Source organism: Jannaschia faecimaris, from assembly GCF_900107415.1.
Classification (GTDB): domain Bacteria; phylum Pseudomonadota; class Alphaproteobacteria; order Rhodobacterales; family Rhodobacteraceae; genus Jannaschia; species Jannaschia faecimaris.
Genome location: NZ_FNPX01000003.1, coordinates 119,287 through 134,155 on the forward strand (window position 1 = coordinate 119,287; position 14,869 = coordinate 134,155).

Here is a 14,869-nt window from a genome sequence, read left to right on the forward strand (position 1 = left end):
TTTCGCGGAAAGGCGCGTGCCCACTCGGTTGAGAATAGGGTGGTAACGCTTCTAGTCGGAACACTTCGATGCTTGGAAGGTGAGTGGGTGAATGGTGCGAGAACCAACGATCAGGCTGCCGCATTACTCTCATCTGAAGGCGCTGTCCAAGTTCACGAAAGAAATTCTTGAGATCGACGAACTTGACGAGTTTCTAGTCGATACGGGGCGCACTCGATTTTTCACGCCAACATTTATGATGATCGCAGCAAAAGCCTGCCGAAGAAGAAGTCGTCTCTATCCCAGAGAAAAGATGCTGTACCAAGGCCTAGGGCGCCACGAGTACGCAAATAACCTTGGTTTTTCTCGTGCGCTCAAAATTGCTGGAAATAAATTTCCACAAGGTGCATTTGGTGGGCGCAGTTACATTCCAATGAGCCGGTTTGGGCGCGACCACATTGCGAAGATTTCTACGGATCATGGAATAGAGTTTGGAGACGCGATTCAGATAAAATGTGAGGACGTTGCTCAGATCATTTCTCAGGGTAAGTCGGAATCGCTTCGGCACAGTCTTTCTGTTTCGTTCCGAGAGATATTTCGAAATGTCTTTGAGCATGGGGAAACGGACACCGCTGGTTTTTGTGCTCAATATTGGCCTGCAGCAGACCGCGTTGAGATTTGCATTGCTGATCGAGGAATTGGGGTAAATAGATCCCTTCAGTCGAGTAAATACACGATCCCAGAGAATGATCGCCAGGCGCTTTACTATGCGTTAATGCTGGGCGTGTCGTCCAAGGCTTGGCGTGCAAAAAAGAAGAGGGCCTCATTCAAGAGCCAGTGGGACAATTCTGGATTTGGTCTATTTTTTGCACACCAGCTATTCCGGAAGTTCGGACATTTCTTCATCGCGTCAGGTAATACCGCACTGCATCTGACTGACGGAAAGTCGATGTCATATGATTGCGACGTCGAGGGGACAGTCGTGTCTATGTCTATTGATCTATCGAGTATTTTGGAAATTGAGGAAACCGTTCATGCCATAGGAGCGAAGGCGTTTGAAGTGAAGAAGCGGATAGGGGTGAAGAGTCTGGACTATGAGAGTGTTGTGGCGTTTATATCTGAAGACCAGCAAGCATAGTGCCCGTAAGTTGCCAACGTCCCCCCTCCCTTGACCCAAATCAACACCTCCACGCCGCCCCACCCCCATACTCCCCCAAAAGGGAGATCCACATGACCGACACCAAGACCCTCCTCCTCGCCCGCCGCAAGGAACTGACCGGCGATATCGCCCGGATCGAGGATCAGCTCGACGACCCGACCCCGAAGGATTGGGATGATGCCGCATCCGAGCGGCAGGGGGACGAGGTGTTGCAATCGCTCGGCCTCCACGACCGGACCGAGATCCGCGCCATCGACGCCGCCCTTAAGCGGATCGAAGACGGCTCCTACGGGACCTGCGCCAAATGCGGCAATCCGATCGCCGCTGAGCGGCTGGAGGCCGTGCCCACCGCCGCGCTCTGCCGCACCTGCGCCACCTGACCGCAGCCCACGAAAAAGGCCCCCGCCGTCCGGCAGGGGCCGCTTGATTGTCTGGAAATACGCTCAGTCGTCCAGTTCGTCCGCGACGGCCGATCCGAGGTTTTCGCTGTCCTGAATGAACCCTCTCGTCGTCTCGCAGGCGGCAAGGCCCGCGACGACGGCCAGCGCCAGCGCGGCGCGCATCAGGGCGGCCATCAGAACAGGTTCCCGCCTTCTTGCTCCGCCACCTCGTCGGCGGCGATGGCGGCTCCCGCTCCGATGGCGGCGGCGCAGCCCGAAACGGCGGGCAGCAGCATCATGAGGGGGAGAATGCGGGTCAGGCGGGTCATGGCAGTTCTCCGATGTACCGCGGCTTAGTCAACGCGCGGACTCGCGTTCCGGTTCCCGTCAGTCGTTCAACTCTTTCGCCACCACGCGCCCGACGTTCTCGCTGTCCCGCACGAAGCCCTTGGCCGTCTCGCAGGCCGCAAGCCCGGCCACCACGCTCAACGCGAGGACCATCCGCAACACGCCGGCCATCAGAACAGGTTCCCGCCGTTATCCTCGGCCACCTCGTCGGCGATGATGGCGCCGGCGGCTCCTAAGGCGGCGGCGGCGCAGCCCGACAGTGTCGGCAGCAGCAGGGCGAGGGCGAGAAGTCGGATCAGGGGCATTATGGTCTCCGGGGTGTGCGTTGTTCGCGTTGTCTTGGGTCAGTCGGTCCGCAGTTTCCCGGCGGAAGGTGTGACCGGTGTCGTCCGTTCATAGTACAGTCATAGCCCATGGTGAATACACCCCGTTTCGCCCCGGGTTCGCGCCGCCGATGGAACGCTCCGGCACGGTCACACGTTAGTTGGTCAACACGTACCAACACCGGAGGACCCGTTATGACGACCGATTTCGAAAAGAAGTTCTGGAAAGCCCTGAAGTCCGACATGACTGTCTTCCTCGGCTGCGACGGTGCCCTGCCGCGTCCCATGGGGGCAAGCGTCGACGAGGAGAAATCACCCATCTGGTTCTTCACCACCCGCCAGACGGATTTGGGCAAGGCCTTGAAAAACGGCCCGAAAAACGGGAATATGACGTTCTCATCCAAGGGCAATGACATCTGGGCCAGTGCCTCGGGCCAACTGACGATCGACAACGACCCCGAGATGATTGACCGCCTTTGGAGCCCCTTCGTCGCCGCCTGGTACGAAGGGGGGAAGACCGACCCGAACCTCGCCCTTGTCCGCTATGACGCGAAAGAGGCGCAGGTCTGGGAAAGTGGGTCCTCCATAATCGCGGGCATCAAGATGCTGATGGGGAACGATCCGAAAAAGGAATTCGAACACAACACCGCGCACATCCGCCTCGATACCTAGCGGACCTTCCCGTTGATCTCGATAAGATTGCCTTCGGGGTCTGTGACATAGACGTGCCGCAGGCCCGGAATCGCGAACTCCCCTGTCACCGAATGGGGAATGCCTGCGGCGACCAGCCGGGCAATCACGCCGTCCAGATCGTCCACCTGAAACGCCACGTGCCCGCCGACCGACGGATTGTGGATCAGGCCGTTCTTGTCCGCGAAGGCGGGGTCCGGCGCGATCAGGTGCAGGCCGGAATGGCTGTCCCGCCCGTCGCCCATCAGCGCGAGCTTATCCGGGTCGCCGGGCAGGTAGCCCCGTGTCTGTGGAAAGGCCCAGGGTGCTTCCTGCATCCCCAAGACGCTGGAATAGAAAGCTGCTGTCGCCCGAACGTCCTTTGCCTGAAGGTTAACGTGGTGAATTGACCATGGCATATGCGGTCCTCCTTGGCGGCGACCCTAGCAACCGGACCACGTGGAGCCTAGTTTGTCTTTCAAAGGAGACACACATGACCAACCCTCTGCTGACCGACTGGTCCGGCCCCTTCACGCTTCCGCCGTTTGCCGAGATTGAAGACGATCACTTTGGTCCCGCTCTGGATCGCGGAATCGAGGAAGGCCGCGCCGCCATAACTGCCATCGCCGACAACGAGGAGGCCCCGACATTCGAAAATACCATCGAAGCGTTGGAGCGGGCTGATGACCTTCTCAACCGCGTGGCGGGCGTGTTCTACAATCTGGCCGGGGCCGACAGTACGCCGGCACGCGAAGCGCTCATGCGTGACATGGCCCCGAAGCTTTCGGCCTACAGTTCGGAAATTACCAACAATGAAAAACTGTTCGCGCGGGTTGAACACGTCTGGTCTCGTCGTGAGACCTTGGACCTGACGGAGGAGCAGCAGCGCGTTCTTATGCTGACGCATCGCGGGTTCGTGCGGTCGGGTGCAGGCCTTGTGGGGATTGCCGCTGACCGCCTGACCGACATCAAATCCCGTCTTGCCACGCTGGGCACCGAGTTCAGCCAGAACCTGCTCGCCGATGAGCGGGACTGGTTCATGGATCTGTCGGAACAGGATCTGGAAGGTCTGCCTGACTTCGTAAAAAACTCGGCCCGCGCCGCAGGTAAGGATCGCGACCGCGACGGTCCGGTGCTGACGTTGAACCGCTCGCTCATCGTGCCGTTCCTGCAATTCTCGCCCCGGCGCGATTTGCGTGAAAAGGCCTACGAGGCGTGGACCGCGCGTGGTGCCAACGGCGGCTCTACCGATAATCGCGCCCATGCAGCTGAAATCTTAAAGCTGCGGCAGGAGCGGGCCGAAATCCTCGGCTACGACAGCTTTGCTGAGTACAAGCTTGAAACCGAGATGGCCAAGACGCCAGATGCCGTCCGCGACCTGTTGATGAAGGTCTGGGAGCCCGCGCGCGAGGCGGCCATGGCCGATGCCGAACACCTGGAGCGGATGGCGCGCAGCGATGGTATCACCGGACCGTTGGAGCCGTGGGACTGGCGCTACTACGCTGAGAAACGGCGGCTGGAGTTGCATGATCTGGACGAGTCTGAGCTGAAGCCCTTTTTCCAGCTCGACCGTATGATCGAAGCTGCTTTTGCCTGCGCGACGCGCCTCTTCAAGCTGGAGTTCACGCCCATCGACGGTCCGTTCTACCACCCGGACGTGCGCGGCTGGGAGGTGACCCGCGAGGGCGAGCATGTCGCGGTTTTCCTGGGCGACTACTTCGCCCGTGCCTCCAAGCGCTCGGGCGCGTGGTGTTCAGCCATGCGGTCGCAATCCCGGCTCGACGGCGACACGCGCCCGATCGTGGTCAATGTCTGCAACTTCGCCAAGGGCGACCCGGCGCTGCTGTCCTATGACGACGCGCGGACGCTGTTCCACGAATTCGGCCACGCGCTGCATCAGATGCTGTCGGACGTCACCTACCAGTCGATCAGCGGCACTTCTGTCGCGCGGGACTTCGTGGAACTTCCCAGCCAGCTTTACGAGCATTGGCTGGACGTGCCCGCCGTCCTGTCGGAATTCGCCACCCATGCCGACACCGGGGAGGCGATCCCAGACGATCTGCGCGACCGGCTGTTGGCCGCGTCCACTTATGACATGGGCTTTGCGACGGTCGAATACGTTGCCAGCGCATTGGTTGACCTTCACTTCCACGAGGGGGAGGCTCCGGCCGACCCGATGCAGAAACAGGCCGAAATCCTTGAAGATATCGGGATGCCGCGTGCGATCCGGATGCGTCACGCCACGCCGCATTTCGCGCATGTCTTCTCGGGTGATGGGTATTCTGCGGGTTATTACAGCTACATGTGGTCCGAGGTGATGGACGCCGACGCCTTTGCCGCTTTCGAGGAAGCGGGTGACCCCTTCGACCCCGCGTTGGCCGAAAGCTTGCGCACCAACATCCTCTCCACCGGCGGATCGGTCGACGCGGGCGAGCTTTACACTCGTTTTCGGGGACGCTTGCCCGGCGTCGAGGCGCTGCTTAAGGGACGCGGCCTGGACACCGCTGCCTGAGTGGTGGGCGGGGGGCATCGCCCCGCTCGACCCACTCTGGCCCAATTATGGCAGATAAGCCGCTGTGCCGACGTCCCCGGCGCATGGAGCACCTTGGGGCCGCCTGCGCGATGTGACGAACGCCCGGACCGCATGGCGTTCCAGATCTGTTTGGGGCAGTGGGTATCTGCCACGCCCGCCTGCGACGCCGGTCGCCGAAGTAAGGGATACATGTCTTGAAGAGGGACAACACATGCCGCTGACCGATATTCAGTCCGACGCCATCGTCGCAGCCGTCCGCGAGGTGGCGGCGGCAGAAATCCTTCCACGGTTCCGCAATCTTGATGCAAGTCAGGTCGACGCCAAGGGTGCCTTCGACGATCTCGTGACCGTTGCCGACAAGGCGGCGGAGGAGGCATTGACGGCCCGCATCCACGCAATACTGCCCGGTGATGCCGTCGTGGGCGAGGAAGCCGTGGCCGAAGATCGAGGCATCCTCGATCGCGTGGGGCAAGGCCGTGTAACGATCATCGACCCGATCGACGGCACCTGGAATTTCGCACACGGGATCGCGAACTACGGCGTGATCGTCGCGGTGGTGGAAGATGGCGTGACGGTTTTCGGCCTGCTCTATGATCCCAGCTTCGACGACTGGATCGTCGCAACCCGTGGCGGCGGGGCTGCGTACCATCGCGGTGGCAAGGTCCGTGCTCTGACCACCGATCAGGGTGACACCCCGTTCGAGCGTCTGCGCGGGAACACGGGCGGGTACCTCTACCCTCAGGCGGCGCAGCCCGGCTTGGCGGCAACGATCCCGCTGTTTCGACGGGCCAATTCGATGGGGGCCTCCCTGCACGAATACCGGATGCTGGCGTTGGGTGGATCGGACTTCTGCCTTAACGGGATGCTGAACGTCTGGGACCACGCGGCGGGCGTTCTGATCCTGCAGGAAGCGGGGGGTACCTCGCGCCTGCTTGACGGCAGCGCCTACCACCCGACGATGACCGAGGGTCGCCTTCTGAATGCGCGCAACGACCGCCTTTGGGACGCGCTCGCGCAGACGTTCAACGATGCGCTGAACGGCGACTGAGGTGTTCTGAGCTTTTTCAAAGCAGAGAAGCCGACGGACACCGCCGGTTACCCTGCACGTCAGTCGCGTGCTTCCTCGGGGGCCACGCCCCATAGGGCAGACTGCTCGGCCCAACCTTCCGCGCCCCTGACCTCAAGCGCGCACCAGCCGTTCCCGCATTCGCCCAGCCAGGCCACCACGCCCGCCTTGAGCCGGGCCGAAACCCGCGCGTCCGGCGACGGGCTGCGTCGCAGATCCAATTCCTCGCGTTCGACAATCACGCTGCGATTGCCCGACAACAGGGAGTAGTGCATCCAGCCGCCCGCGCCCTCCTGATCCTGGACGCGGCGCCATTGGCCGTACTCGTCCACCAGCAGAAGCGGCATGTTGCGCCGTTTGAACACCCAATCAATGCGATGGGTCGAAGAGGGGCCGCGCCGGGCATAGCCCTCGGCCGCCTTCATCGAAACGAACCGTGGCATCGGCAGCCCGGTGATCGGCCCCTTGCCGTCGTTTTCGGCAAAAGCCGACGTGCCAGTCAGCATCTGCAAGGCAAGGCAAGCGGCCAGAGCCGCTTTCAGGAGTGTCTTTCGCATATCCGCTCGTCCTGCGTCTGTGATCGGGGTCTTATGCCCCTTGCGCGTGTGTCTCATGATGCCATCATGGACGACGCTGACCAAGGGAGGGATGCGATCCATGCCACCAAAGCGCCTGAGTGTTGTCGTCACGCGACGCCTGCCCGCGCCGATCGAGGCCCGTATGGCGGAGCTATTCGACCTGCGCGTCCTCGGCGGCGACAAATCGCCCGACCGTGCGGCGCTGATCGAGGCGCTGCCCGAGGCTGATATTCTTGTGCCCACCATCACCGACGTGATCGACGCGCCGATGCTGGCGGGGGCGGGCGACCGGCTGAAGCTGATCGCCAACTACGGGGCCGGGGTCGATCACATCGATGTCGCCACGGCCCGGCAGCGTGGCATCCTTGTGTCGAACACGCCCGGCGTGCTGACCGAAGATACCGCCGATATGGGGTTGGCCCTGATGCTGGCCGTGTTGCGCCGCATGACCGAGGGCATGGCCCAGATGCAGCAGGGCGTGTGGGAGGGCTGGGCCCCCGATGCACTCCTGGGCACACGACTGGGCGGCAAGACGCTGGGTATTCTGGGGATGGGGCGCATCGGTCAGGCCATGGCCCGCCGGGCCCGTGCCTTCGGGATGGACATCCACTACCACAATCGCCGCCGTCTGCATTCCGGGCTGGAGGAGCCGCTGGAGGCGACTTGGCAGGAACGCCTCGACGCCCTGTGCGCGGTGTCGGATGTGATCTCGGTGAACTGTCCGCACACGCCTTCCACCTTCCATTTGCTCAACGCCCGGCGGCTGAAACTGCTCAAGCCGACGGCGGTCGTCGTGAATACCTCGCGCGGAGAGGTGATCGACGAGAACGCCCTGACCCGGATGCTTCGCGCCGGTGAACTGGCCGGGGCGGGCCTTGACGTCTACGAACGCGGGCAGGGCGTAAACCCACGCCTGCGGGAGTTGCCGAACGTCGTTCTGCTGCCGCACATGGGCTCTGCCACGCGGGAGGCGCGGCTGGAGATGGGCGAGAAGGTTCTCATCAACATGCAAACCTTCGCCGACGGGCACCGCCCGCCGGACCAGGTCGTGCCCTCGATGCTTTGACGCGAGACTGGGGCCACATGTCACGATGCCCCGGCGCGGCTTGCACGCTAGGTCGCGTTGCATGACAGAGCAAAAAATCACACGCATCCTTGTGATCGGTGGCACCGGCGTCTTCGGCTCGCGGCTGGTCGCGGGGTTGCGTCGGCAGTCGTTCGTCGAGGTCCGTATTGCTGGGCGCGGTGTCTCGAACGATGTCACGCTGGACAGGGCGTCGTCGGACGTCGGCGCGCGCATCGCCGCCGAAGCCCCCGACATCGTCATCGACGCCGCCGGCCCGTTTCAGGATCACGGCGACGATCCGTACCGCGTGGCGCGGGCGGCCATCGCGGTTGGCGCGCATTACCTAGACCTGTCCGACGATGCCGGGTTTACCGAAGGGATCACGAGGTTGGACGATGCCGCGCGAACGGCTGGGGTCGCCGTCATCTCGGGCGTGTCGACAGTGCCCGCCATTTCTTCGGCGGCGGTCGAAGTGCTGACCCATGGTCTGGACGATATTCACCTGATCGACAGCTTCATCGTGCCGGGCAATCGCGCCCCGCGCGGGCTGGCGGTGATGCGTGCGATCCTGTCACAGGCAGGCCAGAGGATGCAGGTCTGGCGCGCTGGCCGTCTGACGACGGCTCGCGCTTGGGGCGATCTGCGCCGCGTCGATTTTCCCGGCCTCGGGAAGCGATGGGTCAGCGGGATCGGCGCGCCCGACCTGACGATCTTCCCCGAGCGTTACCGCGCCCGCACCGTCATTTTCGGCGCGGGGTTGGAGCTGTGGTACATGCACCTCGGCCTCTGGGCGATGTGCTTGCCTGTTCGCTGGGGGCTCCTGCCGACGCTGGCCCCGACGGCGCGGCCGATGCGCTGGATCGCGGGCCTGTTCGAGCGGTTCGGCACCGATCGGGGCGGGATGCGCACGCGCGTTGTGGGCCAGGGTCCGGCAGGCGCGGAGCAGCGCGACTGGACGGTCGTGGCCGCTGCGGGAGACGGGCCGCACATTCCTGCGTTGCCGGGTCGGGTCATGGTGGCCAGGTTGATCGCGGGGCAGGTTTTGCCGGGGGCCCGCGCCTGCGTAGGGGAATTCACCCTGGCCGAGATGGAGGCGATGTCGACCGACCTACAGTTGACCTATGCCCGCGTGGATGCGCCGCTGACGCCCGTTTTCCAGCAGGCACTTGCGGAGGACTTTGACGGGCTGCCTGCGGCGGTGCGTGACCTGCACATGGTTTTGGCCCATCGCCGCTGGACCGGCACCGCGCGCGTGGATCGGGGCGATGGGCTGGTCGCGCGGATCATATGCGCGGCTGTCGGGTTCCCGCCCGCCAGCGAAGACACCCCGGTCGAGGTGACAATGGAGCGGCGTGGGTCAACCGAGACCTGGGTCCGCGATTTCGGGGGCCGCGTGTTCCGCTCGCACTTGCGGGCCGATGGGGGGCCGGGTGACGGAGTCGTCACGGAACGGTTCGGCCCACTGACCTTCCGGATCGGGCTGAAGGTTGCCGACGGGGCATTGACCTACCCGGTGTTGTCGGGGCGGTTCGGCCCGGTTCCGATCCCGCGCTGGATGCTGCCAGACAGCGACACGGTGGAGGCGGCCGAGGGCGAGGCTGCGACATTCGATGTGACGATCCGGTTGCCGGGTGTGGGGCTTCTCGTTCGGTATCGCGGGCGGATCACATCCGCAGGCTGATGCCGATCAATCGTTCAGCTTGGCGTGGATTTCCTCCAGGTCGACCTCGCCTTTGGGCATCTTGTTGGCCGGGTTTTCGAAGTCGTATTGGAACAGCTTGAAATCCCGGTGGTATATTTCCCAGACCAGGTGCATCGACAGGTCGTCGAAGTAATCCTCGACCGGGTGTTTGCGCTTTGGGCCGTGGCCTTCCGACTCGTTGAAGCGCGGCACCTGGGCCAGATCGACCTTTACCGGCGTCTCGATATTATCGAGGACGACCTGCATGCCCTCGTTGAACGTCTCGGTGAACACGACGTGGTCATAGCGGCCGCCGTTCGCCACGAACGTGCCCACGTGCCCGGCCATCGCCGACCAGTGAATGTCCGGGTCCATGGGTCGGCGGAACCGGATGGTGTCGCGCGCGAACAGAAGGAACCGGCGGAAGCTGGCGATCTGGTCGAACTCGAAATCGTCCTCGGGCGCGCCGACCTCTACCCCGTATTGCGCGCACAGCTTGGGCACCATGTTTCCGCGATACCGCTTTCCGTTGCGCTGGATGCCGGCGATCTTGTCGAAGAACGACGACAGGATCCGGGTGTAGGGATTGCGCACGCAGGTGAAGGCGTAGGACTTGTGGCCCTTGGCGTTGGCCTCGATCAGGGACTGGCTGTTTTCCTGGGCCCATTTGTGCAGGCCAGCGGTGCTGTCGTGAATGTCGCCGTCAAAGAAGCGGCCATGGTCCGAATAGAACAATATCTGACCGATCGACGAACAGGCGCACTTGGGCACCACGCGGTACAAGGCGCTTTCGCTCTCGGTCATCCATGTGCCGGGAAATCCCATCTTAACCCTCGTTAAACGAACCTGAGGTATCAAACCCGCATTCCCCGGTTTCTTCAACGCCCCGGAGCCGCTATTGCCTAGTAACTGTGGCTGAAGTTTGATTGTTTCATCGAATATGGCGAAGATCGCGTTCATCCTTCTGTGTCACAAGGACCCGGAGGCCATCATCCGGCAGGCCGAGGGCCTGACTGCTACGGGTGACTACGTGGCGATCCACTTCGACGCGTCTGCACCGGCTGCCGCCTTTGCTGCCATCGAACAAGGCACCCGCGAAAACCCGAACGTCGTGCTGGTTAAACGCCGGATGAAATGCGGATGGGGCGAGTGGTCGCTGGTCCGCGCCACGTTGGCAGCGATCGAGGCCGCCGTTCAGGCCTTTCCGCGTGCCACCCATTTCTACATGATCTCTGGCGATTGCCGACCGATCAAGTCGGCAGACCATGCCCATTCCTTTCTCGACGCCCGCGACACCGATTATATCGAAAGCTTCGATTTCTTCACCTCCGACTGGATCAAGACGGGCATGAAGGAAGACCGGCTGATCTATCGCCACTTCGTCAACGAGCGGACGAGCAAGGCGCTGTTCTATGGCCTTCTGGGGGTGCAGCGAAAGCTGGGGTTGGAGCGGTCCATTCCACACGACATCGACGTGATGATCGGTTCGCAGTGGTGGTGCCTGCGGCGCGCGACCATCGACAAGGTGCTGGCCTTCACGCGCGCCCGCCGTGACGTGATGCGCTTTTTCGCGACGACCTGGATCCCGGACGAGACGTTTTTCCAGACGCTGGTGCGCCACCTCGTGCCGCGCGCCGAAATCGATGCGCGCACGCTGACCTTCCTGATGTTCACCGACTACGGGATGCCCGCGACATTCTACGACGACCACCACGACCTGCTGCTCAGCCAGGATTTCCTGTTTGCTCGCAAAATCTCGCCCGAGGCGTTCGAATTGAAGGAGCGTCTGGACGACCTTTGGGCGTCCGGCCGGACCGACTTTCCCGTTGCTGGCGACGGGCGACGTCTCTTCACGTTTCTCACGCATCGCGGCCGGACTGGTCGTCGCTTTGCGCCCCGCTTCTGGGAGCGGGAGGCGACGCTGGGCCGCGACCGGGAACTGATCGTGCTGGTGTGCAAGAAATACCACGTGGCCAAACGGCTGGCGCAGGCCCTGCGCGACCACGATGTCCTGCCGACGCTGAACTACCTTTTCGACGAGGAAGACACGCCGATGCCCGACCTCGGCGGCATCGAGAGTACGTTGACCAAACGTCACCGCCATCGCCGCGCGCTGTTGCGGATGCTGTACCGCCAGATCGGCAAGGACCGGCTGGCCATCTGCCTCGATCCGGTGAACTTCGACCTGCTGCAGGACTTCTACGGCGACCGCGCCGAGATCCGGACCTTGCTGATCGATTGCCACTTCGATGAGGACTACCTTGAGGGTCACGCCGCGCGCAACGGCCTGATCGGGGACAAGACGCCGCGCACGACCATCGACCGCCTGCTGCCGACCGTCGCGCAGGATTTCGTCTCCGAGAGCCTTGCCATTCGTGAATCCGATTTGCCCGGCGTCTACCGCATTGCCGAAACTGCGACGCCCGAAACCAACGCCGCCGTCCTGAAGGCCGTATTCGACATCGACGCCGAAACCGCTAGGATTTTGGCGGGGACACCATATCTATTCGATGACTGACCGCTGCGAAAGGACCGCCGCCATGCCCGACTACGACGATCAGAACATCTTTGCTCGAATCCTGCGCGGCGAAATCCCCAACGACACCGTCGCCGAGAGCGATCATACGCTGGCCTTCAACGACATCATCCCGCAGGCCCCGTTGCACGTGCTGGTGATCCCCAAGGGGGCGTATGTCGATTACGCCGATTTCCACGCCAACGCGTCCGATGCGGAGATTGCCGATTTTCACCGGGTTGCCGCCGACATCTGCGCCGACCACGGGGTGACGGACACCGGTTTCCGTACCATCTCGAACGCCGGAGAGCACGGAGTGCAGGAAGTGCCGCACTTCCATCTTCATATCCTCGCCGGGCGCCCCCTGGGCCGGATGTTGGCCAAGGCCTGATCGAACAGTGACGATAGTGCAGTTTCCCATGTCTCTGGTTGGCCTTGCTTCAGCGCTGGATCTGCTTTCGTCGAACATAATCGTCGTTATCGTGATGACGCTGGCGCTTATCCCGCTGTTGACGCCGCACCTTTGGCGCAGGCGGCACTATCTGCTGATGCCGTCGGCCATCGTGTTGCTGTCTTGTGGTATCTACCTGGCGCGTGAAATCCTTGCGTCGCAGTCTCCCACGATTGTGGCCGGCGTTGCGGCGGCGCAGGATCTGGTTTCGTCGAACATCCTCATCGGTCTTGTGATGATACTGGCACTCCTCCCGCTCTTCGTGCCGCGCTTCTGGCGAACGTATCACTATCTGCTGCTGCCGTCGGCCATCGTGGTACTGGCCTGCGGCGTCTTTTTAGCGCGGGACTTCCTGATACGGCTGGCGAATGAGACGTTTCTCGCCGCCGACGTGAACTACGAAAACGAAAGCCAGCCGTTTACCGGGCGCAGCCTGTATATTCCATTTCCGTGCCAGGTCGCCGTGGCGGCCTACGGTCAGGAGGGCGACCCGGCTGACGGAACCTGTGGATTGCCGATTGCCGAGCGATTGCGTGAGGGTGCTCTCGATTTCATCGAGACTGGCGGTCGCGACGGTGCGGCCCTGCTCAAGTTTAGGCTGCGGGACGGCGACCCCTTGTGCAGCGCGCCCCCGCTCGGCCCTACGCGGCCCGTTCGGAACTACATGATCTCTGCCCCCTTCGGCATTTGTGTGCTGGTGGAGGTGGGCGAGTCGCCCCAGTCGGATTATTCGATCAGTATCACGTACGAGCGCGCGCCCCCGCCCGGTACCGTCTGGATCCGCCACGTGGAATTGCGCAACTACGAGACCGGAGACATCTTCGATCAGTTCGACGGCTGGCTGGGGGCCACGCCCTACGGCGAAGGCATTCGCCCGGCCGAGGGGCGCCGGCCCGGCTCGACGCTTTCCGTTCTGTTGGAGCGTTCGTCCGAAACGTCCATCCCGCTGCACCGCGCGACCTCGGAGCGGATATTGCAGGCGCGGGCACCGGACCTCACCATGATCCGCGCGGGCATTTCGGGCACCGATCCGACGTACCGGATCGAGACGCTTTGGTTCGCCTGTCGCGAGGATGTGCGCCCCGCACTGGATGCCGCGACGATCGACGCGCTGATTGCGGGGGGCAAAGGCCTGCTGACCGAAGCCCCCGATTTCGCCTTTCCCGAAGATTGTTCCCTGTTTGCGGCGCAGGATCCCGTCTCCGACGCACAGGACTACGACCTGCGCCTGTCGCCCCGCCTGCTGGCCTCCCGATGATCCGGCGCGTCGTTGCACGCCTGTTTCTTGCATTCACGCTGTGTTTCCTTCTGCCGATGACGGCGGCAACGATCTGGTGGACCACCGTGGACCGGCCCGGCAGTTGGCGCGCCGCCGACTGGGCCAGCGCGGGCGTGTTGCCCGCCGCCGACACCGTGTCCGAGGCGACTATCCACGTCATGGCCGCCCGCACCGGCGGCCTGAAAGGCGCGGCGTCGGTCCATTCATGGCTGGTCTGGAAACCCGCTGACGCCACCACCTGGACCCGCGCCGAGGTCGTGGGGTGGGGAAATCCCGTGCGGCGCGATGCCTATGCGCCCGATGCCCGCTGGTACTCGAACGCCCCGTATTTCGTCGGCTCGATCACCGGGCGGGCTGCTGCTGCGCTGATTCCGCGGATCGAGGCGACGGTCGATGCCTATCCCTTCGGTTTTCGCGGCGCTTACGTGATCTGGCCGGGCCCGAACTCCAATACTTTCGTGGCCCACGTCCTGCGTGAGGTGCCCGCCATCGGCATCGCGCTGCCGCCGCATGCTGTTGGCAAGGACTACATCGGCGACGGCCTGCGTGCCCACCTGGATGCTGGCGGCGATCTGCATCTGTCGGCCTGGGGCTATGCGGGGCTGTCTTTCGGTCCGCGCCGCGGGATGGAGATCAATCTTCTGGGGCAGACCTTCGGTATCGACATCCTTCAACCCGCCCTGAAACTGCCCGGCATCGGGCGCGTCGGCACCTGACCGCATCGCGTCGGGAATAGTATTGCACCCGATCACCGCCGCCGGTACGCCTTGGCCCAAGACGACGCCCCCGCCGGGGCCGGACAGGTGGCCTGATCGCGCCGACCCAGACAGGGGGCACGCGAA

The 14,869-nt window shown here is 63.1% G+C and carries 18 protein-coding genes; 11 read left to right on the forward strand and 7 right to left on the reverse strand.

Annotation, left to right across the window (positions count from 1 at the left end):
- The first annotated feature begins 91 nt into the window (after positions 1 to 91).
- Together BLV27_RS05005 and BLV27_RS05010 are read left to right on the forward strand one after the other, a co-directional pair.
- On the forward strand, positions 92 to 1,117 hold the full coding sequence (locus tag BLV27_RS05005; protein ID WP_092643358.1) for a hypothetical protein: 1,026 nt from the start codon (positions 92 to 94) through the stop codon (positions 1,115 to 1,117).
- 92 nt (positions 1,118 to 1,209) lie between these two features.
- Complete coding sequence (locus BLV27_RS05010) at positions 1,210 to 1,518, forward strand: TraR/DksA family transcriptional regulator (protein ID WP_092643361.1); 309 nt, start codon at positions 1,210 to 1,212, stop codon at positions 1,516 to 1,518.
- A 63-nt stretch (positions 1,519 to 1,581) separates the two neighbouring features.
- Here BLV27_RS05010 and BLV27_RS18995 read toward each other — a convergent pair whose 3' ends face one another.
- Genes BLV27_RS18995 through BLV27_RS20000 form a run of 4 tightly spaced genes read right to left on the reverse strand, consistent with a single transcriptional unit; the run spans position 1,582 to position 2,171 of the window.
- Positions 1,582 to 1,713 (reverse strand): entericidin, encoded by a 132-nt coding sequence (locus BLV27_RS18995; RefSeq protein ID WP_244504545.1) that lies wholly within the window; start codon positions 1,711 to 1,713, stop codon positions 1,582 to 1,584.
- Entirely contained in the window at positions 1,713 to 1,847 is a 135-nt protein-coding gene (locus tag BLV27_RS19995) for a hypothetical protein (RefSeq protein ID WP_280140288.1), read from the reverse strand. The genes BLV27_RS18995 and BLV27_RS19995 overlap by 1 nt, the downstream gene beginning before the upstream one ends.
- Positions 1,848 to 1,905: 58 nt before the next feature.
- On the reverse strand, positions 1,906 to 2,037 hold the full coding sequence (locus BLV27_RS19000) for an entericidin (protein ID WP_244504546.1): 132 nt from the start codon (positions 2,035 to 2,037) through the stop codon (positions 1,906 to 1,908).
- The gene (locus BLV27_RS20000; RefSeq protein WP_280140289.1) at positions 2,037 to 2,171 is read right to left on the reverse strand and encodes a hypothetical protein; all 135 of its coding nucleotides are present in this window, start codon (positions 2,169 to 2,171) and stop codon (positions 2,037 to 2,039) included. The genes BLV27_RS19000 and BLV27_RS20000 overlap by 1 nt, the downstream gene beginning before the upstream one ends.
- A 213-nt stretch (positions 2,172 to 2,384) precedes the next feature.
- Here BLV27_RS20000 and BLV27_RS05015 point away from each other — a divergent pair, with 213 nt between their 5' ends.
- Positions 2,385 to 2,861 (forward strand): pyridoxamine 5'-phosphate oxidase family protein, encoded by a 477-nt coding sequence (locus tag BLV27_RS05015; RefSeq protein ID WP_092643364.1) that lies wholly within the window; start codon positions 2,385 to 2,387, stop codon positions 2,859 to 2,861.
- On the opposite strand, the gene BLV27_RS05020 is transcribed toward BLV27_RS05015, so the two are convergent.
- The gene (locus BLV27_RS05020) at positions 2,858 to 3,277 is read right to left on the reverse strand and encodes a VOC family protein (protein ID WP_092643367.1); all 420 of its coding nucleotides are present in this window, start codon (positions 3,275 to 3,277) and stop codon (positions 2,858 to 2,860) included. The two genes, BLV27_RS05015 and BLV27_RS05020, sit on opposite strands and share 4 nt — an antisense overlap.
- A 74-nt stretch (positions 3,278 to 3,351) precedes the next feature.
- Between BLV27_RS05020 and BLV27_RS05025 the strand changes: the two genes are divergently transcribed.
- Both BLV27_RS05025 and BLV27_RS05030 read left to right on the forward strand, forming a co-directional pair.
- Positions 3,352 to 5,370, forward strand: a complete 2,019-nt coding sequence (locus tag BLV27_RS05025; protein WP_092643370.1) for a M3 family metallopeptidase — start codon at positions 3,352 to 3,354, stop codon at positions 5,368 to 5,370.
- A gap of 232 nt (positions 5,371 to 5,602) precedes the next feature.
- Entirely contained in the window at positions 5,603 to 6,439 is an 837-nt protein-coding gene (locus BLV27_RS05030) for an inositol monophosphatase family protein (protein ID WP_092643373.1), read from the forward strand.
- 59 nt (positions 6,440 to 6,498) lie between these two features.
- Here the strand turns inward: BLV27_RS05030 and BLV27_RS05035 are convergent, their stop codons facing one another.
- Positions 6,499 to 7,014, reverse strand: a complete 516-nt coding sequence (locus BLV27_RS05035) for an SH3 domain-containing protein (RefSeq protein WP_092643848.1) — start codon at positions 7,012 to 7,014, stop codon at positions 6,499 to 6,501.
- Positions 7,015 to 7,114: 100 nt separating this feature from the next.
- Between BLV27_RS05035 and BLV27_RS05040 the strand changes: the two genes are divergently transcribed.
- A complete protein-coding gene (locus BLV27_RS05040) occupies positions 7,115 to 8,101 on the forward strand; it encodes a 2-hydroxyacid dehydrogenase (protein WP_092643376.1) in 987 nt (328 codons plus the stop codon).
- Between the two features lie 61 nt (positions 8,102 to 8,162).
- Entirely contained in the window at positions 8,163 to 9,782 is a 1,620-nt protein-coding gene (locus tag BLV27_RS05045) for a saccharopine dehydrogenase family protein (RefSeq protein ID WP_092643379.1), read from the forward strand.
- 6 nt (positions 9,783 to 9,788) lie between these two features.
- On the opposite strand, the gene BLV27_RS05050 is transcribed toward BLV27_RS05045, so the two are convergent.
- Positions 9,789 to 10,607, reverse strand: coding sequence for a sulfotransferase family protein (locus tag BLV27_RS05050; protein WP_092643382.1), 819 nt, complete (start codon positions 10,605 to 10,607; stop codon positions 9,789 to 9,791).
- A gap of 115 nt (positions 10,608 to 10,722) precedes the next feature.
- Between BLV27_RS05050 and BLV27_RS05055 the strand changes: the two genes are divergently transcribed.
- Genes BLV27_RS05055 through BLV27_RS05070 form a run of 4 tightly spaced genes read left to right on the forward strand, consistent with a single transcriptional unit; the run spans position 10,723 to position 14,743 of the window.
- Positions 10,723 to 12,300, forward strand: coding sequence for a DUF5928 domain-containing protein (locus tag BLV27_RS05055; protein WP_092643385.1), 1,578 nt, complete (start codon positions 10,723 to 10,725; stop codon positions 12,298 to 12,300).
- A 22-nt stretch (positions 12,301 to 12,322) separates the two neighbouring features.
- Positions 12,323 to 12,688 (forward strand): HIT domain-containing protein, encoded by a 366-nt coding sequence (locus tag BLV27_RS05060; RefSeq protein WP_092643388.1) that lies wholly within the window; start codon positions 12,323 to 12,325, stop codon positions 12,686 to 12,688.
- Positions 12,689 to 12,716: 28 nt separating this feature from the next.
- Complete coding sequence (locus tag BLV27_RS05065) at positions 12,717 to 14,006, forward strand: hypothetical protein (protein ID WP_092643391.1); 1,290 nt, start codon at positions 12,717 to 12,719, stop codon at positions 14,004 to 14,006.
- Positions 14,003 to 14,743: a DUF3750 domain-containing protein gene (locus BLV27_RS05070; RefSeq protein WP_092643394.1), complete on the forward strand. Its 741-nt coding sequence runs from the start codon at positions 14,003 to 14,005 to the stop codon at positions 14,741 to 14,743. Before BLV27_RS05065 ends, BLV27_RS05070 begins: the two co-directional genes overlap by 4 nt.
- Positions 14,744 to 14,869 lie beyond the last annotated feature (126 nt).

Coding starts and splice junctions, on each gene's coding strand:
- BLV27_RS05005 (WP_092643358.1), top strand. CDS start 92: ATGGTGCGAGAACCAACGATCAGGCTGCCGCATTACTCTCATCTGAAG.
- BLV27_RS05010 (WP_092643361.1), top strand. CDS start 1,210: ATGACCGACACCAAGACCCTCCTCCTCGCCCGCCGCAAGGAACTGACC.
- BLV27_RS18995 (WP_244504545.1), bottom strand. CDS start 1,713: ATGGCCGCCCTGATGCGCGCCGCGCTGGCGCTGGCCGTCGTCGCGGGC.
- BLV27_RS19995 (WP_280140288.1), bottom strand. CDS start 1,847: ATGACCCGCCTGACCCGCATTCTCCCCCTCATGATGCTGCTGCCCGCC.
- BLV27_RS19000 (WP_244504546.1), bottom strand. CDS start 2,037: ATGGCCGGCGTGTTGCGGATGGTCCTCGCGTTGAGCGTGGTGGCCGGG.
- BLV27_RS20000 (WP_280140289.1), bottom strand. CDS start 2,171: ATGCCCCTGATCCGACTTCTCGCCCTCGCCCTGCTGCTGCCGACACTG.
- BLV27_RS05015 (WP_092643364.1), top strand. CDS start 2,385: ATGACGACCGATTTCGAAAAGAAGTTCTGGAAAGCCCTGAAGTCCGAC.
- BLV27_RS05020 (WP_092643367.1), bottom strand. CDS start 3,277: ATGCCATGGTCAATTCACCACGTTAACCTTCAGGCAAAGGACGTTCGG.
- BLV27_RS05025 (WP_092643370.1), top strand. CDS start 3,352: ATGACCAACCCTCTGCTGACCGACTGGTCCGGCCCCTTCACGCTTCCG.
- BLV27_RS05030 (WP_092643373.1), top strand. CDS start 5,603: ATGCCGCTGACCGATATTCAGTCCGACGCCATCGTCGCAGCCGTCCGC.
- BLV27_RS05035 (WP_092643848.1), bottom strand. CDS start 7,014: ATGCGAAAGACACTCCTGAAAGCGGCTCTGGCCGCTTGCCTTGCCTTG.
- BLV27_RS05040 (WP_092643376.1), top strand. CDS start 7,115: ATGCCACCAAAGCGCCTGAGTGTTGTCGTCACGCGACGCCTGCCCGCG.
- BLV27_RS05045 (WP_092643379.1), top strand. CDS start 8,163: ATGACAGAGCAAAAAATCACACGCATCCTTGTGATCGGTGGCACCGGC.
- BLV27_RS05050 (WP_092643382.1), bottom strand. CDS start 10,607: ATGGGATTTCCCGGCACATGGATGACCGAGAGCGAAAGCGCCTTGTAC.
- BLV27_RS05055 (WP_092643385.1), top strand. CDS start 10,723: ATGGCGAAGATCGCGTTCATCCTTCTGTGTCACAAGGACCCGGAGGCC.
- BLV27_RS05060 (WP_092643388.1), top strand. CDS start 12,323: ATGCCCGACTACGACGATCAGAACATCTTTGCTCGAATCCTGCGCGGC.
- BLV27_RS05065 (WP_092643391.1), top strand. CDS start 12,717: ATGTCTCTGGTTGGCCTTGCTTCAGCGCTGGATCTGCTTTCGTCGAAC.
- BLV27_RS05070 (WP_092643394.1), top strand. CDS start 14,003: ATGATCCGGCGCGTCGTTGCACGCCTGTTTCTTGCATTCACGCTGTGT.